Annotated in this window: 14 protein-coding genes; 3 read left to right on the top strand and 11 right to left on the bottom strand. The window is 73.9% G+C overall.

All coding sequences use genetic code 11. From position 1 onward, the window contains the following. On the top strand, window positions 1–3,351 hold a 3,351-nt coding region (locus AB0J39_RS26740; RefSeq protein WP_363469311.1), incomplete at its 5' end, for an FtsK/SpoIIIE domain-containing protein. 85 nt (window positions 3,352–3,436) lie between these two features. Here AB0J39_RS26740 and AB0J39_RS26735 read toward each other — a convergent pair. Further along, the gene (locus AB0J39_RS26735; protein ID WP_169986113.1) at window positions 3,437–3,709 is read right to left on the bottom strand and encodes a WXG100 family type VII secretion target; all 273 of its coding nucleotides are present in this window, start codon (window positions 3,707–3,709) and stop codon (window positions 3,437–3,439) included. Window positions 3,710–3,942: 233 nt separating this feature from the next. Then, complete coding sequence (locus AB0J39_RS26730) at window positions 3,943–5,505, bottom strand: FAD-dependent oxidoreductase (RefSeq protein ID WP_363469309.1); 1,563 nt, start codon at window positions 5,503–5,505, stop codon at window positions 3,943–3,945. A gap of 157 nt (window positions 5,506–5,662) precedes the next feature. On the opposite strand from AB0J39_RS26730, the gene AB0J39_RS26725 reads away from it, so the two are divergent. Together AB0J39_RS26725 and eccB are read left to right on the top strand one after the other, a co-directional pair. After that, window positions 5,663–6,316: a TetR/AcrR family transcriptional regulator gene (locus AB0J39_RS26725; protein ID WP_363469307.1), complete on the top strand. Its 654-nt coding sequence runs from the start codon at window positions 5,663–5,665 to the stop codon at window positions 6,314–6,316. A gap of 180 nt (window positions 6,317–6,496) precedes the next feature. Next, complete coding sequence (gene eccB / locus AB0J39_RS26720) at window positions 6,497–7,906, top strand: type VII secretion protein EccB (RefSeq protein WP_363469305.1); 1,410 nt, start codon at window positions 6,497–6,499, stop codon at window positions 7,904–7,906. Between the two features lies 1 nt (window position 7,907). Here eccB and AB0J39_RS26715 read toward each other — a convergent pair whose 3' ends face one another. The 9 genes from AB0J39_RS26715 to AB0J39_RS26675 form a co-directional block, all read right to left on the bottom strand. Beyond that, window positions 7,908–8,447 carry a hypothetical protein gene (locus tag AB0J39_RS26715; RefSeq protein ID WP_363469303.1) on the bottom strand — a complete coding sequence of 180 codons (540 nt, stop codon included), beginning with the start codon at window positions 8,445–8,447 and terminating at the stop codon, window positions 7,908–7,910. Window positions 8,448–8,457: 10 nt separating this feature from the next. Then, window positions 8,458–8,982: a hypothetical protein gene (locus tag AB0J39_RS26710; protein ID WP_363469301.1), complete on the bottom strand. Its 525-nt coding sequence runs from the start codon at window positions 8,980–8,982 to the stop codon at window positions 8,458–8,460. Beyond that, on the bottom strand, window positions 8,982–18,902 hold the full coding sequence (locus AB0J39_RS26705; RefSeq protein ID WP_363469299.1) for a hypothetical protein: 9,921 nt from the start codon (window positions 18,900–18,902) through the stop codon (window positions 8,982–8,984). Before AB0J39_RS26705 ends, AB0J39_RS26710 begins: the two co-directional genes overlap by 1 nt. A gap of 3 nt (window positions 18,903–18,905) precedes the next feature. Continuing rightward, a complete protein-coding gene (locus AB0J39_RS26700; protein WP_363469297.1) occupies window positions 18,906–19,256 on the bottom strand; it encodes a hypothetical protein in 351 nt (116 codons plus the stop codon). Continuing rightward, window positions 19,253–19,672: a YbaB/EbfC family nucleoid-associated protein gene (locus AB0J39_RS26695; protein ID WP_363469295.1), complete on the bottom strand. Its 420-nt coding sequence runs from the start codon at window positions 19,670–19,672 to the stop codon at window positions 19,253–19,255. The genes AB0J39_RS26700 and AB0J39_RS26695 overlap by 4 nt, the downstream gene beginning before the upstream one ends. 107 nt (window positions 19,673–19,779) lie before the next feature. Continuing rightward, window positions 19,780–20,118 (bottom strand): hypothetical protein, encoded by a 339-nt coding sequence (locus tag AB0J39_RS26690; protein WP_363469293.1) that lies wholly within the window; start codon window positions 20,116–20,118, stop codon window positions 19,780–19,782. 40 nt (window positions 20,119–20,158) lie between these two features. Further along, a complete protein-coding gene (locus AB0J39_RS26685; protein WP_363469291.1) occupies window positions 20,159–21,421 on the bottom strand; it encodes an SseB family protein in 1,263 nt (420 codons plus the stop codon). Next, entirely contained in the window at window positions 21,421–22,206 is a 786-nt protein-coding gene (locus AB0J39_RS26680) for a hypothetical protein (protein ID WP_363469289.1), read from the bottom strand. Before AB0J39_RS26680 ends, AB0J39_RS26685 begins: the two co-directional genes overlap by 1 nt. Before the next feature lie 3 nt (window positions 22,207–22,209). Continuing rightward, window positions 22,210–22,391: hypothetical protein (locus AB0J39_RS26675; RefSeq protein WP_363469287.1), on the bottom strand; the 182-nt coding region annotated here is incomplete at its 5' end.

Here is a 22,391-nt window from a genome sequence, read left to right as displayed (position 1 = left end):
TGCGCCGCGCTCGTCGGCGCCGACCCCGAGGCCGCCGCCCGCAGGGTCGCCGAGCTCGCCGCCCTGGTCACGGAACGGCTCGACGCCGAGAACGGCTCGGGCCCCTATCCGGGGGTGCCGCGCGGCGCCCGCCTGTCCGGGGGCCCGGCCGGCTGGGACGACCTGGGGCGCACGAGCGGCAACCGGCCCGCCGAGCCGGCCTTCGCGACCTACGACGAGCGGCCGTTCGACGTGCTCGTCGTGCTCGACGGCGCGCAGGTGCTGCGCGGCCTGCCCGGCATGCCGCAGGTGCTGCGGCAGGGCCCGCGTGCCGGGGTCTACACGATCGCGATCGACGACGACGAGCGACTGCTGCCCGAGGAGTGCGCGACGGTCGTGTCCTGCGACCGCGACGGCGGGGTGCGCCTCCACGGCGGCGGGCTCGACCCGATCACCGGCATCCGCGCCGACCAGGTCTCGCCGTCCTGGGCCGAGCGCCTGGCCCGCGCGCTCGCCCCGCTGCGCGACGTGAGCCGCGACGACCCCTCGGCCGCCCTGCCCGACGCGGTCCGCCTGCTCGACCTGCTGGAGGCGCCGCTCGAGCCCGCCGCGCTCGCCGAGCGGCAGGGCCGTACGACCCGGGCCCTGATCGGCGTGGGACCGGACGGGCCGTTCGAGGTGGACCTGAGCACGGACGGGCCGCACGCCCTGGTCGCGGGCACGACCGGCGCGGGCAAGTCGGAGCTGCTGCAGACGCTGATCTGCTCGCTCGCCGTGGCCAACCGGCCGGACGAGATGACGTTCGTGCTCATCGACTACAAGGGCGGCGCGGCCTTCAAGGAGTGCGTACGGCTCCCGCACACGGTCGGCATGGTGAGCGACCTCGACGGCCACCTGACCCAGCGGGCCCTGTCGTCGCTGGCCGCCGAGATCCGGCGCAGGGAACGCCTGCTGCTGGACGCGGGGGCCAAGGACATCGAGGACTACCAACGGGCCCGCGGCGCCACCTGGGTGCTCGGGGCGGGCGGCGTCCTGCGGGCGCGCGGCGGCGGCATCTTCGCCGCGCCGGTGCCGGAGAGCGCCGGGAGCAAGAAGGACCTGCCGCCGCTGCCCCGGCTCGTACTGATCATCGACGAGTTCGCCGCCCTGGTCACGGAGCTGCCCGACTTCGTCGAGGGGCTGGTCGACATCGCGCGCAGGGGCCGCTCGCTCGGCATCCACCTGATCCTCGCGACCCAGCGGCCCGGCGGCGTGGTGACCGCCGACATCCAGGCCAACACCTCGCTCAGGATCGCGCTGCGGGTCACCGACGCCACCGAGTCCGCCGACGTCATCGACGTGCCGGACGCCGCGCACATCTCGCGGACGACGCCGGGCCGCTGCTACGTGCGGGCGGGATCCGGAGCGCCCGTGGCGGTGCAGACCGCCAGGATCGGCGGGCGCACCCCTCATCCGCGGAGTGCGGGGGCGGCCGACGCCGGGGACGCCGTGCGGGTGCTCGACCTGCCCTGGCAGGCGCTCGGCCACCCGCTGCCCGCCCCGCCCGCCCAGGCCGCGGACGGCACCGACCTGGCCCTGCTCGTGGACGCGCTGCGGGAGGCCGGGAGCGACATGCCCCGTCAGCCGAGCCCGTGGCTGCCGCCGCTGCCAGGCCAGGTAATCCTCGACACCGGGACCGCGGACTCCCCCGGCGGTCTGCTCGCGGGCGCCGCGCCGTACCGGCCGGGGTTCGAGGAGGTGCCGCCGCTGCCGTTCGGCGTGACCGACCTGCCGTGGGAGCAGGGCCGTCGCCCGCTCGCGCTGGACATGCGGCACGGCGGCCACCTGCTGATCGCGGGCGGCGCGCGCAGCGGCCGCTCCAGCGCGCTGCGGACGATCGCGGGCTCGATCGCGGCCGGCGCCTCTCCCGAGGACGTGCACGTCCACGCCGTCGACTGCGGGTCGGGCGCGCTGCTGCCGCTCGTCGCGCTGCCGCACTGCGGCGCGGTGGTCACCCGCGACCAGCTCGACCGGGTGGAGCGCCTGCTGACCCGCCTGCGCGCGGAGGTCGGGCGCCGCCAGCACCTGCTGGCCGAGGCCGGGTACGCCTCGCTGGCCGAGGCGCGCGCCGCCGCCCGCTCGCGGACCGCCCGCGACCGTACGGGCGTGGGGGCGCTGCCCTGGATGGTGCTGCTCGTGGACCGCTGGGAGGGGTACGTCGCCGCGTTCGAGAACTACGACTACGGGCGGCTGGTCGACGCCCTGCTGCAACTGCTGCGGGAGGGACCTGCCGTGGGCCTGCGGGCCGTGGTCACCGCCGACCGGTCGGGCCTGCTCGGGCAGATCTCCACGGTCTTCGAGGACCGGCTCGTGCTGCGGCTCGCCGACCCCGCCGACTACGGGCTCGCCGGGCTGCCGGTGCGCGACCTGCCGAGCTCCATGCCTCCGGGCAGGGCCCTCGCCGTCGGCGAGCACGGCCTGGTGGAGAGCCAGCTCGCCCTGCTGTGCGACGACCCCTCGGGCCCCGCACAGGTGGCCGTCCTGCAGGAGCTCGCCCGTACGGCGGCCGCGCGGTTCGGGGGCTCGGGCACCCTCGGCTCGGGCACCCTCGGCTCGGACCTTCCCGGCACGTGGGCCTGGCCGTCGGAGCCGCCGCTGCGGGTGGACGCGCTGCCGATGCGGATCACGGCGAGACAGGCGCTCGACCTGGCGCCCGCGCATCGGCCGCCCTCGGCCCTGTGGGCGCTGCTCGGCGCGGGCGGCGACGCTCTCGCCCCGATGGGCGTGGACCTGCAGGGCCAGGGACCGGCCGCGGTGATCGCCGGGCCGCCACGATCGGGGCGGTCGTCCGCGCTGGTCACGGCGGCGCGCTCGCTGCTCGACCGGGGCACGCCTGTGCTCGTCGTGACCCCGCGCCGCAGCCCGTTGCGCGACCTCGCCGGGGCGCCGGGGGTGCTCGCCGTGCTGGACGGCAACGCCAGAAGCGTGACCGGGGGCGGCGCGGACGACTTCGGCGGCCTGCCCGGCGCGCTCGACCCGCTCGCGCTGGTCGCCGGGCACGAGCGCTACGTGGTGGCCGTGGACGACGCGGAGCTCATCTCGCCCGACTCCGCGCTCGGCCTGGCCCTGGACGAGATCCTGCGCACCGGGCGGGACGGCGAGCACGGCCTGCTCATAGCAGGAGCCACCGGCGATCTTGCGACGGCCTACCGGGGGTTCGCGGCCGAGGCGCGCAAGGGCAGGACCGGCCTGCTGCTCAACGTGCAGAGCCCGGCCGACGGGGACCTGTTCGCCGTACGGCTGCCGCGCGGCGCCGTCGGCGGCCCTCCCGGGCGCGGCCTGCTGGTCGTCTCGGGCATCGCGACCCCGATCCAGGCCGCGGCGCCGGACTGAGTCTCCTGCGCGCCTCACGGCGAAGCTCTGGATACGGGAACCGCCGGACCTCCATGGCACCCCATGGTGGTCCGGCGGCCGGCTGTCAGCGAGTCGCGGACTCGATGTTGCCGCGGTAGGTGGTGATGACCCGGGAGGCCTCGTTGAGCTCTTCCGCCATGCGCTGGAACGCCGCTCGGTAGCTCTGCCATGCGTCGTGGAAGCGCTGCGCGCCGGGGCCGGTCCAGGCGGTGCCGACCTTGGCCGCCTCACGGTCGAGGTTGGCCATCGTGGCGCGAACCTGGTCCGCCTGCTGGCTGAACTGCGCGGCCATGCCCTGCATCTCCGCGGGGTCGCCGCCGAGCAAGCTGTTACTCATCCAGTCACTCCTTCATCGACAAAGGGGCCGCCCTCACCGTAAGTCGTTTGTCAATCATGTGAACCCCTTATGCCGAGCGGCTATACCGAGGACCGGGAGAATCCGGCTTTTCCGCCACCCCATTCCCCTTTTTTCCTAACGCCCGGAAAGTTTGGCGAAGGGAGAGCGAAAGCCTCGCCGGCCCTAGGCCGATGCCGCGGCGCCGTTGATCGTGGCCCTTCACACCGGTCCGCTCAGAGGCGGGCGGGGTCGTCGCCACCGAACCATCGATGCACGGCTGCCCGAAGTGCTTCGATCTCCGTGGAATCCGGTTCGGGTGATGCGGACGCCCAGGCCACATAGCAGTCCGGGCGAAGAAGCAGTGCGGTGGGTGCCGGGACCTGAGGGCGCGCGGTGACGATGTCGACGTGGTCGTGCCGCGGTCCGAGCGCCTGCGCCAGCGACGCTCCTTCGGTCAGGTCGAGCAGTAGGGGGCGCGCGGTTCTGGTCAGCTCGGCCAGCCGGACCGGCCCGGCCGGGGTGTGCAGTTCCATGTCCGGCGCGAACCGGCCGATCAGCGGATGCGCCTCGGGTTCGCCCATGTCGTAGCGGACGTCGGCGCCCGCGACGAGTTCGGCGAGGCGCTGCACGGTGCTCTGGTCGCGGAGCAGCTCGGTGAACAGTTCGCGCAGTCCGGTGACGTCGCCGCCGGGGGCTATCAGGGCCGACTGTGCCTGCGCATTCAGGATCATGCGGTGGGCGGCGAGTCGCCGCTCGGCCTCGTAGCTGTCCAGCAGGCCGGGCGGGGCGGTGCCGCGGATCACGGCGGCGAGTTTCCAGCCGAGGTTGACCGCGTCCTGAAGGCCGAGGTTGAGCCCGGGTCCTCCCCCGGTGGCGGCGTACACGTGAGCGGCATCACCGATCAGGAACACCCGGCCGTCGGCGAACCGGTCGGCGACCCGGGTGTTGCCGCCGGTCAGGCGACGCAGCACGTGCGGGCCCGGGCCATCGGGCGCACCCAGCGACACATCGACGCCGAGCACCCGGCGGACGCTCGCCCGCAACGCTTCAAGGTCCATCGGGGCGTCGGTCGCGGGCAGGTCCCACTCCGTGGTGCTGACCAGCGCCGGGTGGCCGGGCATCGGTGCGTAGGAGAACCCGCCGCGCTCCGTGCGCTGGGGCAGGAACGGCAGAACAGCGCCGTGGCCGGGCACGTTCAGCGCGCCGGTCGCGGGATCGATCCAGTCCTCCGGAAGGTTCACGTGCGCGGAGAGGACGGTCATCCGGTCATAGGTGACGCCGGGGAACCCGATGCCGGAGAGCTTGCGGGTGGCGCTGTGCGCTCCATCCGCGCCGACGAGGTAGCGGGCCCGCAGCCGGTAGGCCCCGCCGGGGTTCGCGACATCGATGGTGACCGCGTCGTCGTCCTGGGACACACCGACGACTTCGTGTTCCCGCCGGATTTCCACGCCCAGTTCGATGGCGCGCTCCTGCAGGACCTGCACGATGCGGCGCTGCGGCACCGGCAGGGCGTAAACGGGGCTGTCCTCCAGCAGGCTCAGGTCCAGGCCCAGCGCGCCGAACATGAAGTACGCGGAGTTCGGCTGCGGGGGTGCCGGGCTGCCGCTGAGAGGTTCGTGCAGCCCTCGGCGGTCGAGCATTCTCACGACCTGGCCGAGCAATCCGTTCGCTTTCGGTTCCTCGCTCATCTCCGGCAGCCGCTCCAGCACGACCGGCCGAACCCCTGCCAGGCTCAGCTCGCAGGCCAGCATCAGCCCGTTGGGGCCGCCGCCGGCGATGACGACATCTGTGATCACGTGTTCTCCCTTGCTCACACGGACGAGAGCAGGGCGGATGGAGCGCTGAAACGCACCTGGGCCGCTGGGACATCCTCCCTGCCGGGAGGCAGACTAGAGAGAAAACTTGCGCGTACGCAAGTTTGCGGGCACGCATCGAATCTGGGACGCTGGGACGGTGGAGACGAGACCGACCGGGTTGCGCGAGCAGAAGAAGCAGGCCACGCGAGAGGCGTTGCGCGCGGCGGCACTGCGACTGGCTCTCGAGCGCGGACCGGACAACGTGCGCGTGGACGACATCGCCCAGGCCGCCGGTGTCTCCCCCCGGACCTACAACAACTACTTCTCCAGCCGGGAACAGGCGATCGTGGCCGCCATCACCGGCGAACGGGAAGCACGGGTCGCGGCGGCCGTGGCCGAGCGGCCCGCCGACGTCGGCCTCGCCGAGGCTGTCGTCGACGCGATCGTGGACCAGTACACCGATCCCGGCCAACCCGGTCGCGACGCGCTCCTGCTGATCACCACCCGCCCCGCACTGCGCGACGAGTTCGTCGACGCCGCCGCCGCGATCGAACATCCCCTCAGCGACGCGATCGCCCGGCGCCTCGGCCACACCGGCGGGCACACCGCCCGCGTGCTCGCGGCGAGCGTGGCCGCCGCAGTCCGCCTTGCTCTCCGACAATGGCTGCAGACGACCGTCGCATCCTCCACGACCAGCGGGCTTGTCCTGCCGTCCGGCTCCCTGCCGGACCTGCTGCGCACCACGCTCGCACCGCTCACGCCCGCACTCGACGCCGCCGAGAGACAAGCAGGCCGCCGCCCGCCTCGGTGAACCGGTCCCGGCCGCCCCGGCCCTCACCGGCCCGCGACGGCCGCTCCGTGCGAACGTGGCGGTAACCGTACAAGCTTCAACGACCTGCACAAAGCGGAACCACCGAGACACCGCGGAGATCACAGGGACGCCGCCGGATCAATATGCTGACGGTCATGCCCTCTGACAGGGAGAGGTGACGTGCAGACCCGGAAGGACCTCTACCAGGCATACCGGCTGATGCAGCAGCGCCTGGGTCAGGCCCTGCTGCAGGGAGAGCCGGACGTGGCGGAGTCGCCGATGCGGCGGCACAACCTGGCCACGTTCTGCGGAGTCCTGCTGTCGGTGCTCCTGCTCGCCGTCTTCGGCATCTGGGGGGTGATCAAGCCGGGCGGCGCCACCAAGCTCACCGAGCCCGGCCAGCTCCTCGTCGAGCAGGACACCGGCGCGACCTACGTCTACAGCCGGCAGGAGCGCGTGCTGCTTCCCGTGGCGAACTACGTCTCCGCCCGGCTGCTGCTCGACACCCCCGACGTGACGGTGCGCGACGTCTCCGCCGCCTCGCTGGCCGAGCTGCCGCGCGGGCCGCTCGTCGGCATCCCCGGCGCGCCCGACTCGCTGCCGGCCAAGGACAAGCTGGTGCACGGCCCGTGGTCGGTGTGCGTGGTGGACGGCCCCGACGCCACCGGGGCGCCACGGCCGTACGTCACGCTGGTGGGCGGCCTGGACGTCGGCGGCAGGCCCCTCGGCGGCGGCGCCATGGTCGTGGACGACGGCCGGCAGAAATGGGTGGTCTGGGGCGACCGGCGAATGCGGGCGAGCTCCAGCGCGGTGAGCGCGCTGAACGCGCAGCCCAGGAAGGTGCCCGCCGCCTGGCTCAACGCCGTTCCCGAGGGCCCCGACTTCGGCGGCCCGAAGGTGCGCGACCTGGGCAAGAAGGTGCGGGGGCCCGGCGGAGGCACGGCGGCGATCGGACAGGTCTTCACCGTGCCCGGCATCGCGGACGCCCCCGCCCGCTGGTACGTCCTGCTGTCCGACGGCCTCGCGCCGATCACCCTCACCCAGGCCACGCTCATGCTGGCCGACCCCGGCATCAAGGCGGCGTACGGCAGGCGTCCCCCGCGGGCCGTCCCGATCGACGCGGCGACGGCCAACGCCGCGCCGTCCAAGCAGAGCGTGACGGGAGGCGGGCTGCCCGAGGCGATGCCCGCCGTGGTCTCCCCCTCCACCACCACGCCGCTGTGCGCGGTCTACGCGGGCGCCCGCGGCGGCTCCACCCGGGCGACCCTGACGGTCGGCGCCTCGATCGCGATCCCCACGCCCCGGACCCCCGGCGGCCAGGAGAGCTTCGACCAGGTGCTGCTCCCGCCGGGATCGGCGGCGGTCGCCGGGCTGCTGCCGGGCGAGGGACAGGTGGCGTCGATCACGAACTACTACCTGGTCACCGACCAGGGCCGCAGGTTCGCCGTCGCCTCGGCCGACCTGCTGCCCAAGCTCGGCTACGCCGCCTCCGACGCCACGCCGGTGCCCGCGCACCTGCTGCATCTCATCCCCGAGGGGCCGGCGCTCGACCCCTCCGCCGCCCGGGTGCCCGTGCCGGTCGGCAGATAGGTCAGCCGTTCAGACTGCGGAAGTCGTCCAGGTTCTGCTGGTAGAACGCGATGTCCTCGGCCAGCCGGTCGCGCAGGAAGCTCTCGGGCTCCGCCTCGCGGGCGGCCAGGCCCGTCTCGGTCCAGAAGGCCTCGGCGGGCACCTCCCGCTCGCCGGGCGGGAGGAACTTGAGCACCTCGCCGAGCGCGTCCCTGGCCGACTCCCAGCCGCTCACCACCCGCAGGAAGAGGCTCTCGTCTCCCGGCTCCTCGGCGTACTCGAGGTCGTCGGCGAGCGCCCGGCGCGCGTACCCCGCGCTCGCGAGCCGCCACTGGCCGGGATCGAGCAGCTCGGACAGGCCGACGCCGAACGGCTCCCCCTCGTCCCGGGCCTCCGCCTCGCTCGCGTACGGCACGAGCACCTCGACGCCGCCGGACCGCAGCGTCCATCCCTCGGGACCCTCGACCGGCGGCTCCTCCCGGCCGGCCTCCACCGTCAGCGCGAGATACAGCCGGGCCTCCGCGAGCGTCCGCGCGTACGAGATCGGCACTGCCTGCTCCATTCCGGCCACCTTACGCCCCGGCCAGCTCGCGGTAGGTGTCGCGGACGACGAGCAGCCGGTCGAGACGGAACCGCCCCGGCTCCGCGGCGCGTACGGCCCGTCCGCGCTCCGACCAGAACGCCTCCTCGGGCACCTCGTCCTGCCCGGGCGGGACGAACTTGATCACTTCCTCGACCGCCGCCCGCGCGACGGACAGCGCCTGCCGCCGTTCTCCCTCCAGCCGGGGGCCCTCCGGCACGTTGCCCGCCGCCAGGTCGGCCACCCACATCCACTCGCCGGGATCCAGCAACTCGGACGGCTCCGCGCCGCCGAACGTCGGATAGCCGGTGGGCGTCACCTCGCGCTCGGGCAGGCCGAACAGGTACTCCCGCTCGGCGCCGCACGCCGCGCACCGTCCCTCATAACAGGTGACCAGCTCCCCCTCGGCACTCGCCAGGCCGCTGTCCCAGTCGGTGCCGGCCGAGCCGCAGGCGCAGGGGTTCAGGTCGAGGTAGAGATGCGCCTCGTCCCTGCTCCTCGCGATCGAGTACGGCATCAGATCACCTGTCCTTGTCCGGTCTCCTCCGGCTCGGGCACGTCGTCCTCGTCGTCGGGTGGCTCCCCGCCGGAGGGGTTGCTGAGCCTGCGCATCCGCTCCCACACGTCGAGGACCGGTGCGGGAGGCGGCGCGGTGACCCACGGCGGCGGGGGCGCCGGCTGCCCCCGCGCCCCGAGGTCCCGGGCGACCGCCTCGATCTCGTGCCGCAGCCGCGCCCGTTCCTCGTCCGAGGACGCCGCCAGCCACTTGCGGGACAGGTAGGCGTGCTCGTTGCGGCGGGCGGCGGCGCACGCGTCGTAGCCGGGATTCAGGGCGTTCAGGAAGGCGCGCACCACGCCCTGCTCCGCCGCGGCGCGCTTCTGCAGGGTGTCGCTGACCTCGTGCAGCAGCACCCGGGCCACCACGTCGGGGGCCAGTCTCGGCGCGAGCCGGGTCACGTGCGGGTCCGTGCCCGTGTGGACCTCCGTACGGCCCGGGCGTCGGCCGCCCGGGTCCTCGGGCAGCACGACGAAACGCTGGGTGCCGAACCGGGCGGTCTCGACGGTGACGACCCTGCCGTCCGGCGTCACGGTCACGACCTGGACGCCCCTGCCGAAGTCCGACGGGCGCAGGTCGGCGACGGCCGGGGGGATCTCGTCGTTCGACAGGTCCGGCAGGTGCGGGGCCCGGCCGTCGGCCACGAAGGCGGTCCGCTCGATGGCCTCGGCCGTCACGCTGCCGCCGGGAGGGCCGGTGACGAGGGGGTTGCCGCCCCAGGTGCCGTCCGCCGCGGTCTCGGGCACCGGCCAGCCCGGGCCGGCCGGGGTGTCCCTGGGCACGCCGAGGGCGTCGAGCCGTTCGGCGATCCGGTCGGCGAACCCGCTCGGCCGCCCGTCGTACAGGTCGCGCAGGTCGAGGTCGTGCCGGGCGGCCAGCGCCACCAGGTCGGGCGGGACCCTGCCGAGCGCCTCGGCGAAGGAGTCGCCGGTCAGCTCGCCCACGGGCGTGGCGCGGTAGCGCTCGACGGTGCCGTCGGGCCGCCTGAGGTGGAGGTGGACGTCGGCGCCGAGGTCGCGGGCGAGCAGTCTGGCCTCCTCCACGAGCGCCATGGGATGCGCGTGGTCGAGGTCGGCCACGATGCCCACCGGCAGCGTTCCGGTCCGTCCTCTGAGAGCCTCGGCCATCGCCCTGGTCGGCTGCGCCGGGTCGTACGACGGGTGCCTCGCGGCCATCCCGCGCACGGCGTCGCGGGAGAAGAACACGCCGGGCGTCGCGGGCCGCTGCCGCCGGAAGTCCCACCGCGGCCGGGCGGGGCCGGCGTCGCGACGGGCCAGCATCTCCTCGAACGCGTGCTGGAACATGATCAGGTGGGCCCTGCCGGTCGCGCCGTGGGGTATCTCCACCGCCCGCAGCAGCGTCTCCGCGCCGTCCGGCGCCACCCGGCGCACCTCGAACCGGAGGTCGAAGTCGACCCGGAACCGCACCAGGGCCCCGGTGCCCTTCTCGAACACGCTGGTCTCGTCGCGGACGCCGCCGCTGCCCGAACTCGACTGCGCGGTCTGGTCGCCGGCGCCGACGTCGGTGCCGGCGCCCGCGGCGAGCCCCCCGCTGTACGCCCGGCCGAGCGGCAGCATCTGCCCCCGGTCGGTGGACGTGCCCGCGACGTTCTGCTCGCGGTCCACCTGCCCCAGCTCGGTGTCCTGCAGGTTCAGGGCCACCGGGTCGGGCTCGGAGAGGTCCGCGTGCACCCGGACGTCCACCACCTGGCCGGGGCGGCCCGGCATCGGCAGCCGGATGAGCCGGTGCCCGTCGGGGCCGGTCATCCGCTCCAGCCGGGTCGCCAGCCCGTTGCCGGTGAAAGCCTTGGCCAGCTCGGCGTAGTGCTCCATGGCGGCGGCCCCGCCGAGAAGGTCCGGCCGGGCGAGCCGGCCGAACACCGCGCGCAGCAGCCCGTCGGACCTGATCCCCTCGGTCGCGAAGACCTCCGGCGGCACGACCCGACGTACGTCGGGCCGCGCTGGCGGCCGCGCGGGAACCGTGCCCTCCTTCGCCACCATGCCGTCCGGCAGCACCCGGGTCATGGTGCCGCGCAGCGTGACGTGGCTGGTCCGGGGGACGCCGGTGGTCCTGGCGACGGCGCCGCGCAGGCGGCCCGACGACCGCTCGACCTCGATCCTGATCGTCACCGGATGTTCGACGAGCTGCCCGCCCCGGAACGCCGAATGCCGCTGGATGCGGGTCCGCTGCGTGCCGATCGAGGCCGAGCCGGTGTCCGAGCGGTCGGTGGCGACCGCTCGGCCGCCGCTGCCCACGTCCTGTCCCGCTCCGGCCTTCGCGTTGCCGCCGAACGTCCTGCCGGACGACTCGGCGGCGTCCTGCTGGCCGTAGAGGTAGTCCTGCAGGATCTGGCCGAAGTTGTGGACGCTCCCGCCGTACGTCGCCTGGTCGCCGTGGAGCTCCGCCGTGATCCTGAGCGTCACGTCCTCGGTGAGGTGCGGGCCGATCTTGAGCGAGTACGTCTTGACGAAGCCGGCCGGTCCGGTCATGTCGTCGAGCTTGCCCCACCAGCGTCGGCCGGCGAAGTCGCCGAACAGGCTGCGCAGCAGGATCGGGTCGCGCTTCAGCGCGCCGGGCGCCACCGTGCCGATCTGGCCGAGCACCTGGTCGAGCAGCCGGGTCGGTGTGCCGTCCGGGGCCGTGAGCCGGACCGTCTTCACGGTGCTCTCACCGAGGGAGTCCTCGTACAGGTCGGGGACGTCCACCCGGGTGGCGAGGTCCGGCAGCCTGTCCTGCATCTGCTTGAGCCCGGGCGCCCGGCCCATGGGGAAGTCCTTGACGAGCCGTTCGAAGAGCACGGCGCGGGGATGCTTGCGCTCCAGGTCGAGCCGGGGATGACCGGCTCTGCGCGCCAGCGCCCGGTCGGCCAGGTATCTGCGGACCATCGGCACCGCCGTACGCGGGTCGAGCTCGAGGGTGCCGTCGAGCAACCGCGTCACCGCGTCGGCCACCTGGCCGAGCGGGAGCTTGACCTCGCCCTTGCCGTACAGGGCGAGGGCGTCACGCTCGGGGAGGGAGTAGACGACCGTTCTGCCTGGCAGCTCGGCGTTGGCCCGGCGGTTTCCCGACTCGTCCCCGGAGACCGTGATGTCCGCCTTCATCGCGAACACATAATGCTTGCCGGTGTCGATGGCCAGCCGTTCCCTGCCCCAGATCGCCGTATCGGTGATCGAGGACGCCCTGCTCCCCGCCCCGGACACGCCGGCCTCCTGCGTGCTGCCGAACGGGTCGGGCAGATCCTCCTTGACGCCGGTCGAGACGTCCGCGGACCGTCCGCGCCGGGTCTCCATCCGCGTGGAGTGCGCGCCCATCGTGAAGTTGATGTCGCCGATCACCAGGTCGGCCGCGGTGACGAACGTCGACTCGCCCGGCTCGGCCGTGATCCACGCCGACGCCCGGTGCGTACGCAGGCCGCGCGGGCGCACGGCCGTCGCGGTGCCGTACGTGCCGGCCGGCCCGTCGGCGTCGGCGACCAGCCACTCCGGGTGGGAGATGAGGCCGCGTACGTTGAACGTCTCGGCGAGGTGGTGGTACGACATCGAACCCGGCCGCATCGCCCTCGGCAGCACCGAGCCGAGGGCGTCGAGCACGCCGCTCCCGTCCACGTGCAGCAGGGTGGCGAGGCTCAACGCCTCCCTGGACGTCGGGTGGGCGGGCGCGACCTCCGTCCGCCGGTCCGGCAGCAGGTCGGAGGGCAGCAGCACCCGCATCCACACGCCGTCGCTCTCGGCCAGCGTCCTGGTCTTCCCGCCGTCCTCGACGAGTTCCACGGTGAGCGTGTGCGGAACCTCGAAGACCGCCGCCGGAGCGGTGGCCTCGATCAAGGTGACGTGGTTGACCGTGTCGTTGAGGGTCGTGCCGGCCGTGCGCCCCTTGCTGCCGTGGAAGCCCGGCCCGCCGCCGGTCGAGCCGTCCTCGCCCGGCTTCGTCTCCAGGCCGACGCCGGCGCCGAGGTCGCCGGACCGGCCGGCCGACCGGCCGACCGACCGGCCGGAGGTCTCCGACGAGATGTCCAGGTCCGCCACGACGTCGGCCTCGCTGGTGCCCTGGAACTCCTCCCTGCCCGACTGCCGCAACCGGATGCGCATGGTGTAGTGCCGGCTGGGCCGGCCGATGCCCTGGCTCACCAGGTCGAGGACGATCCCGTCCTGCCTGGCCTGGTCGTATCCGGTCTGCAGCCGGGCCGGGGAGAACTGTTCGGCCACCTCGATCATGTTGGCGATCTGGCTCGCCCGGGTCAGCGGGTCGCGGGACAGGCCGCCGTTCTCGTCCGGCAGCAGGCCCTGCTCGCGCAGCGCCGCGATGACCTTCGCGCGCACCTCGTCGAAGTTCCGGACGCTGTCCTGCCGCTCGCTCGCCTGGACGAGCGCGGGCCCTGCCCCGGACTCGCGCGACCAGCCGGGCAGCTCGGGCAGGCGGCCCTTCGGCACGCCGGGCTTCGGGTCGTCCCGCAGCCGGCCGTCCTTCCGCACGGCCGACCGGTCGACGGGAAGGCCGTGACGGTAGGCCTGCGACTCGGGCATGCGGAACAGGCCCGAGCTCGTGCCCTTGATGGGGGTGCGAGGGGCGTCGTCGCTGTTCAGATGCACGGTGACCGTGTGTTCGAGCTCCAGCGCGTACGCCTGGGTGTGGCCCGCCCAGCGCTGCACGCTCGGCCGGATGGCGGTCCCGCCCGCGCTCATCGACCGCGACCGCGACCAGAAACGGCCGAGCCCCATGGTGAACCGCGGTGTGGCGGTCTTGTACCCGTCGAGACCGACGTCGCCGAGCATGCCCTGGTCCTCGATGGGGAGCTTGACGCCCGCGGTGCCCTTCACCTCCCCGGAGCGGCCGGCCGAGCGCGAGCCGGACGCGCCCGAGAATCCGACGCGCAGTCGTTCCAGACGGTGCTTGACGCTCGGCCTGCCGACCGGCCGTGCCGTCTTCATCAGGACCTCGGTCTTGATCCGCACATAACCGATCACCCGCCCGTTCGCGGTGATCGGGCGGCGCAGGCCCTCGGGATCGTTGATCGCCTCGCCGAGCCGGGCCGGCAGCTCCTTCGTCAGGATCGTGAAGATCTGGTCGCGCGTCATGCCGCCGATCTCGGGCCGGCCGGCCCCCGCGGCGGTGCGCTCGGCGAGATCCGCGAGCCCGGTCAGGCCGGTGACCGAATGCTCGGGGTACGGCGTGCGCCGCCACTGGTTCTCCGGCAGCCGGGTGACCTCGGCCGGTCCCCGCTCCGCGTGCGTGTGCGGCAGATAGATCTGCAGGCTCCGCGCGTCGCCGGTCGTGCCGCTGTCCACGCGCGCCCGCTCGGTGCCGTTCGCGGTGCGCAGCTCCACCTCCGCCGAGGCGAGCCCGTCGAGCACCAGCGCCTCACCCGCGTTGTCCTGCACCGCACCGGCCAGCGCGAACTCCGCCGCGTTGCCGTTGAACGACTCGCTCCCGCCGACGCTGAATCCGCCCTTGAACAGGCCGAACCTCATCAGCGTCGCGAGCCAGTGGGTGTCCTGCCACGGCTTGCTCAGGGCGTTCAGGTCGAAGTTCGGCGCCAGGCTGAGGGCGCGGTTGGCGGTGGCGGAGGCCGAGCGGCCGCCCTGCGGCAAGTGGCCGAGCATCGACTGCGCGTGGCGCACCGGATGGCCGAAGACCTCGACCAGGTCCGTGACCTTCAGCCGCAGCCGCAGCTCACCGCGCGTGCCGCGGCCCACCCGCAGCAACGCGCCGTCCGGCGACACCAGCCATCTGAAGTTCGAGCGCAACACGTGCGACAGCTCGTCCGGCGAGTAGCGCTGGTCGACGCCCGCGCGTTCGAGCATGTCGTTGACGACCTGCGTGAGCCGTTCGAGATGGGGCAGCCGGCCCGCCGGTGTGGCCTCCGGCAGAACCTCGGACAGGGCCCTGGATGCCGGCACGGCGTCCGCGAACGCCTCCGTGTACGCGGTGTGGGCGGCCTCCGCCTCCCGGGCCGACTGGGCGATATTCGCCGGCAGCGGCCCCGTGCTACCCGTGGGCAGGGCGTTCAATGCCTTCTCGAGCTTCTCGTAGGCCCTGCGTGCCTCGGCCGCCTGCGACGCCGCCCGCTCGTAGGCCTCCTTGCTCCGCTGGGCGCGCTCGGCCGTCCTGCGGTGGACGTCGCGGTCGGCCAGCGCCTTGCGGCGGCGTTCCCCGGCGGCGTAGTCCTTCTGGCGTGCCGCCTTGCGTGCGTCCTTGTCGGCCTTGTGCGCGTCGAGCAGGGCCGTTCTGAGGCTCTTGTCCTTCTCCTGTACGGCCTTGCTCAGCTCGTCGGCCGCGTCCGCCAACGTCTCCCGCTGGGTGCGGACCCGCGCGAGCAGATCCGCCACCGGATCGGGCGCGCTCTGGGTCGTCGTGCTGTTCTGCGCTGTCGTGTTCTGGGCTGTCGTGTTCCGGGCTGTCGTGTTCCGGGCTGTCGTGTTCTGCGCTGCCTGGGTCTGGGCCGCCGGGTCGGGCGCGGCCGGGGAGGCGGCGGCGGCCGGCGGCCGGGGCGCCGACCACGGAGGCGCCGGGGCGACGTGCCCGAGTCGCTCGATCTCGCGCGCCAGCTGCTCGATCTCGTGCGCGATGGCGGCCCGTTCCTCCGCCGGGGCCGCCCGCCACGTCCGCTCCAGCAGGGCGTGCTCCCGGTAGCGGGCCGTCACGCAGGCCGCGGCGTCCGGCTCCGCCGTACGGCTCAGGAAGGAGCGGATCACCCCCTGCGGGGGGCCGGACAGCCGCTGGAAGACGTCGCTGATCTCGTGCAGCCAGACCCGGGGCAGGATGTCGTTCGCCAGGCGCGGCGACAGCCGTACGACGTGGGGGTCTCGGGCCGTGCCCGCCCGGACCCTGGTCCTGGCGAGCCGGCCGCCGCGCACCCGGCCGATCTCGTACCGGAAGTGCTGGGCGCCCGACCGGCCCGTGTTCACGACGACCGTCCGCTCGCCGGCCCGGTTCAACCCCGTCACGTCAGGGCCGACGTCGGACGGGTGCAGCGCCAGGAAGCCCTGCTCCGCCTCCCCCGGCGACAAGTCGGCCAGGTGCGGCGGCCTGCCGTCGGCGACGAAGCGGCTTCTCTCGATGTCCGGGGCCGTCACCGTGCCACGGCCACGGGTCGTACGAGGTCCGGGCCGAGTGGCGGCTCGCGGGCTGGATGGTGGCGTGGACGGTGGCGTGGACGGCGCTGAGGACGGTGCCGTGGACGGCCCCGGCCCTCGTGTCGCCGGATTGGCGGTCCCGGACGGATCCGGCGCGGCCGGACCGCCGGCGAGGCTCTCGGCGCGGCGGACGATCTCCGCGGCCGCGCCGGCGGACCGGCCGACACGAAGAGCATGGTCGGGTCCGTACGGCCGGACCGCCGCCTCCTCCACCAGCCCGGCCCCCGCGTCGCTCAGCCGGTCGGGCCGCCAGCCGCGTGGGTTGTCCTCCAGCACCTCGCCCGCCACCTCCACGGCGGCGGCGCGGCCGTCCGGCGTCGTGCCGGACAGGCGGGCGAGCGCGTCGAGGGCTCCCTCCACCGGGAGACCCCGGCTCTCCTCCGCGATCCTGGCCCCCAGCAGGGCGGCCGCCTCCGCGCGCAGCCGGTGCGCGTCCACGCCCTCGGCGGCACGCGCCGCGAGCCGGTCGGCGAGGGCCTCCATGTCCTCGGCCGAGAGCTCGATCGGCCTTCCGTCAGGACCGGTCAGCCTGGCGCCCCGGCCGTCGCGCAGGAGAAGCACATCGGGCGCGATCGTGAACAGCGTGTCGGAGACCGCCGTACGAGCCGACGCGTGCGCCGCCGAGGCGGCGGGGGATGCGGGGGGTGCTGTGGACGCCGCCGTCGCACTCGACGCGGCGGGAGCTACGGCCGGGGCGCCCGGCGTCGCGGTGTTCGCCGTGGAGGCCGACACGGCACCTGCGGCACCGGTGCCGGCACCACCCGCGTTGCCCGGGCTCGCCGGGCCGGTCGCGGTAGACGCGCCCGCCGCTGTGCTTCCCGCGCCAGTCCCACCGGCCGCATTGGTGTTGGCCACGTTCGCGGCGCTGGCCGCGTTGGCCGCGTTCGCGGCGCTGGCCACGTTCGCGGCGCTGGCCGCGCTGGCGGCGTTGCCTGGGCCGGCCGCTCCCGGGTCGGCACCGCTCGCGCCGACCGCATTGACCGCGTTGGCCGCGTTGGCGCCATTCGCCGCGTTGGCGCCATTGGCGGTGTTGCTTGGACCGGCCGCGCCGGATTGCGCGGCGGATGCGGCGGTGGCGGACGACTGGCTGGACGCACTCTGCGCCGCGGCCGGCGCCTGACCGCTGCTCGCGGCGGACGCCGCCGCCGCGTTCCCGGTACCCGCGCTGGGTGAGCTGCCCGTGTTGCCCACGTTGGACGTGCTCGCGGAACCGGCCGCACCGGATTGCGCGGCGGACGTGGCGGTGGCGGACGACTGGCCTGGTGCGTTGGACGCCGTGCTCGCGGAACCGGCCGCGGCGGGTGTGGCGGCCGACGCCTGCGTGGAGCCGTTCGACGTGGCATGCGACACCGGCCCAGCCCCACCGGGCGCGGCGGCCGGACCGGTGAGGGGTTGCGTTGCGACGGACGCGGTGCTCGTGCCGCCCGCGCCGTTCTGCCCGCCGTTGCTCGCGGTCTGGCCGCCGCCGGCCGTACCCGTCTCGCCGGAGCCCGCAACGCCGCCGGACGGCTGTCCGGCGGCGGGATCGGAGAAGGCGCGGATCAGGTCGGTGCGCACACTCGTGTCGTACGCCGAGGCCAGGGCCGTACGCGGGCTGACGACCGCCTGGACGACGTCGGGGTTGAACGGGCTGATCGTGTTCGTACGGCCGGCCCCGCCGAGAGCGGCCCCCAGCAGCGACTCCCCGTCGGGCATCTCCCACTGGCCGTACACGAGCCCGTTGCCCAGCATGCTTCCGGCCGGGGAGGCGATGACGTTGGTCAGGCCGGTCGTCAGCGCCCTGCCGGGGAAACGCCTGAACGCGTTGCCGACACCCGGCAGGTCGGTGTTCAGCCTCCTGAGCAGGGGCGTCCTGTTGACCAGGTTGCTCACGGGGCGCGCTGCCCGCAGGCCGATGGCCCCGCCGCCGGCCGCGCCCACCGCGATGGCGCCCGTCCTCCTCCAGTCCCGGCCGTCGCGGGTGCCCATCTCCTGCTGCTTACGCTGGGCGATGTCGTCGCCGGCGACCTCCTCGCCGACCTCCTCGACGATCTCCCTGCCGAGGGGGTTGGCGAGGATGCGGCCGAGCAGGCCGGCCCGGACCGAGGCGAGCGCGGTCCCCCGCGCGAGCGCCTGGGCGGCGGCGGGGCGTCCGGCGGCGACGGCGAGCCGTTCGAGGATCTTCAGTGTCTCGGCCCGGGCGCGGGCGGCGATCGGCCCGATGAACCTGGTGGAGGCGCCCGCCGAGTAGAAGGCGGCGACGAGTGCGATGAACGTGGCGATCAGCGCGATCCAGAACACCACGTTGACCGACAGCTTCGAATACTGCGTCTCACGGGCGAAGTCGTCGGCCTGCGCGGCATAGGCGAAGTGGTTGTTCGCGACGCCGAGCAGCCCGGACTGCTCCGAGTAGTGCTCGCCGAGCCGGTTGATGAACGCCTGCATCGACGGGCCCTGCATTCCGCTGAGCACGGAGACGGCGGCGGTGCCCACCGGATCGACGGACCGCACCAGGCTCACGGTCGCGGCCCGGTGCGCCCTGGCCAGCTCCCACAGCAGGCTCTCGCTCGCCTCCGGCCACGTCTGGCCGGCCGTGAGCAGGGCGATGAGGTCGTCGGCCCAGTCGGGCAGCGACTCGCCCCAGGCGGGCGTGACGTCGACGACCGAGCCGCCGCCGTCGGCGAACGCGGGCAGCCCGTCGCCCATGGTCGGGTTGACCTGGCTGTTCGCCGCGTCCGGGCTCGTCCCCGATGTGGCGGAGTGAGTCATCCGTCAGACCCTTCTCAGGATCTCGTGCACCTCCCTGGCCCGTGCGGCGTCCATGCCGCGGGCGTTCTCCGCGCTCCGCCGTACGGTCGGGCCGAGCTCGACCACCTTGCCGACGAGCTCCGCACCCCGGTCCATCAGCTTCTCCGGCCCGTCGCCCCGGGTGTACGCGGAGTGGAAGGCCGAGCCCGCCGTGTCGTGTCCCCACGGCGAGGCGGCGTTGAGCCGCCGGATCTCCCGCAGACTGGCGAGGTAGCCGCTCTCCGCGTCGGACGAGGCGGCGTGCCACTGGGACAGGCCCTTCGCGAGCTGCTGCGGGCGGATGTCGACATAGTTCACTTCGAAAAGCTCGCTCATCTCTCCCCCGGTGGCTTCGGCAACCGCGTCGACATCTGCTCCAGCACGGCGTCGAGATCCCCCTCGATGTGCGCCCTCATCTGGTCGGCGGGGATGATCGGCGCGAAGATCTCGACGACCCGGTCCTGGGCCCTGGCCACGGCGGCGTGGATGGTCCGGGTGATGGCGTCGGCCAGGCCGCGCGCGTCCTGCCGGCGGTAGATGCGCGGGTCGAGGTCCAGCCTGATCAGCTCGCCGTTCGCGCCGACCGTGGCCGCCACCAGCCCGTCACGCGACTTCTCCGTCACCTGCACGGCGCGCGCCCTCTCGTGCAGCGCGGGCGCCTCCTCCTGCAGGCGCAGGAACGTGGCCCGCAGCTCCTCGGCGTACGCCCGCATCCCGGCGGCCTCCGGCGCCTGTCCCCCGGTCGTGTTCACCACCCCGTTCGACCGCGTTCACACCGATGACGATCTCTGTCCAATATCCGGGATTATCACACCGTGATCGGACATCCGGCTAGTGAAGTGCGTCAGACGGCGGCGGGTCACGCGCCCAAGAACCGCGTCGCGAGGTCCCTCGCCCACTGCGCGGCCTTGGCGGCCTGGTCGCCGGTGACGGGCGCGCCGGGCATCCGGCTCAGGCGCTCCACCTGCTCGGCGTAGCGCAGGTGCTCGCGGTGGGCGTGTTCGCGGCACGCGAGGCACGTGACGCTCTCGGGACGGATCGAGGTCATCGCGTAGGGCACCCGGAGTCCGCAACCGGTGGTGACGACATCGGGCGCGTCGGGTGCGCGGCCCAGCGACGACGCGACCACATTGCGGTAGCCGGCGCCGGCCTGCAGCACCTTCGACTCGACGTGGATGTGCGGATCGGTCTCACTCACCTGCGTCCGTCCCTCCGGTCCGGGTCGTCCCGGATTCAGGCTAGCGAGTGAGTCCCAGGTCGAGGAGTTCGGCGTGCTCGCGCGGTTCGCCGGCCTCGGCGCGGGCCACCCACCGCCGGTGGACGCCCCGCTCGATCCGCTCCATGCCCAGCGCCCGCGCGACCGGCAGCCGCCCGCCTGTGTATTCGAGCAGCAGTTCGCCCGCGCGCTCGTCCCGTACGAGGCAGGGGGCGCCGCGCCACTCGCACCTCCGGGTGACGTGGAAGACGGCCTCGCACTCCCCGGCGGGCACGGGCCGCACGAACCGGCCCGGGGCACGCTCCTCGAACCCGTCGGCCGGCTCGTCGCTCAGCAGCCGGATCAGCAGCCCGTCGTGCCCGGGATCGGGGATGGCGGGGTGATCGGCCCCCCGCCAGCGCGCCCGGTAGGAGCTCAGGGAGGCGGCGGCCGGCTCTCCGGGCCCCCAACGGCCGAGGTCGCCGTCGTAGACCGCACGCACGATCTCGGTCCCCGCCGTGGTCAGCTCGACGATCTCCGAGCCGTGCGGCAGCCGTACGGCGTCCACCTTGTACTCGCGGACCGGATAGTCGGCGTTCGGCGCGAGACCCATGCCGGCGAACGGCGGCTCCTCGACGACCCAGCCGGCCACCGCCGCCATGCCCGCCTCGTCGGTCCCGCCGTACGGCGTGCGGTAGAGGTTGAGCCCGACCGTACGCCAGCGCAGCAGGACCACCGAGCCGTCCCCGGTGAGCAGCCCCTCGTCGGCCCGGCGGCCCAGCATGTCGACGAGCACGGCGGGCGTCGCCACGTGGGCCACGTCGAGCGCGTGGTGGCAGTAGCCGGAGACGCGCGACTCCCCCTCGCCGAGATAGTCGTGCAGATCCCCCGGCGTCAGCGGCTTCTGCACCACCGGCAGCGCCGGCTCGGGCTCCGCCATGCGGTCCTGCGCGAGTGTGGGGACCGCCAGCCTGGCGACGGTCCCCGGTTCGAGCAGGAAGCGCACCGGCAGGCCGGGGTTGACGGCCAGGCCCCAGTGCGGGTCGGGCCAGCCGGCGGCCAGCTCGACCAGCGAGGTGATCCGGGCGCGGGTCAGGCCCGTGGCCGCCGTCATGGCCTCCACGGAGGTGTAGGCGGGCAGCCACACCCGGTCGGGCGCGCTGATCCTCACCCAGGCGGGGTCGCCGTCCGGCGGCAGGGGCAGCGCCAGCTCGGTGTCCCTGAGCATGCTCAGGCAGATTGCGAGGTCGCCCGCGTCGTGCGCCGCCCCGAGCCGCCGCTCGAACGCGCCGGCCGCCCACTCCATCAGATGCCGATCGGCGGCAGGAAGGACGGCGTCTTCGGTATGTCGTCGGGGTCCGGCAGGGGCTCGGTTAGGCCTCCGCCGGCCGGGTCGAAGGCCACCTTGGCCTTGGTGAAGTCGGGCGCCTGCATCGTGACGGCCTGCATGCCGGGGAACTTCTGCTGGACGCCGCCGGCGAGGTAGGCGACCCCGGTGAAGATGGCGGCGACCTTCCAGTTCAGCTTCGCCAGGACCGTGAACACCTTCTGCGCGGTCCTCGACATGGTCGCCATGATGCCGGTGACGGTGGGCTGGATCGCGGCCATGGAGACGGGGTTGGCCTTGGCCGCGACGCTGATGTTCGCCAGCGTCAACGCCGTCGTGCCCATCGCCAGCGAGATGTAGCTCGCCGCTGTGTAGAGAAGGCACGCGGAGTCGAGGCTGTCGCCGACGCCCTTCATGCCCTGGTCCAGCCCGGCGAGCTGGTGGTCCAGCTCGAGGAACTTCTCCTTGACCGTGGTCAGCATCCGCCCCTTGAGATGCCCGTCCGACTCGAGCGCGGCGACCTGCGCCCTGAGATCCTCCCTGAGCCGCCCGATGTCGGCGGGCGCCTGTCCTTTTTCGCCTCCCTTGTTGTGCCACTCGCGCGCGCCCCGCGACATGGCGTCGGGGTCGGCGATCATCGTGGCCAGCAGTCCCGCCAGCGGCAGCGCGCTCGGCTCCAGGAGCGAGGCCATGCCGGCCAGGCCGGCGCCGGTGACGAAGTTGTTGCGCGCGTCCCAGATCTCGACGTTCCCGATGCTCACCATGGCCTAGTCCTCCTGCATCCCGAGGACGGGAGGCGCCACGTCCTCGTCGCCGAACCAGGTGCTCTCGTCCTCCGGCACCGCGACGCCCCGCTCACGTTCCTTGTCCTGGTCGCCGCTCCCCGCGCCCCCCATCGGCGCGTACGGCATGGCGGGTATCCCGCCGGCCATGGCACCGGGACGCCCGG

It is taken from the genome of Microbispora sp. NPDC049633 (assembly GCF_040675265.1).
In the GTDB taxonomy this organism is placed as follows: Bacteria; Actinomycetota; Actinomycetes; order Streptosporangiales; family Streptosporangiaceae; genus Microbispora; species Microbispora maris.
This window is presented reverse-complemented; position numbering and strand designations above follow the sequence as displayed.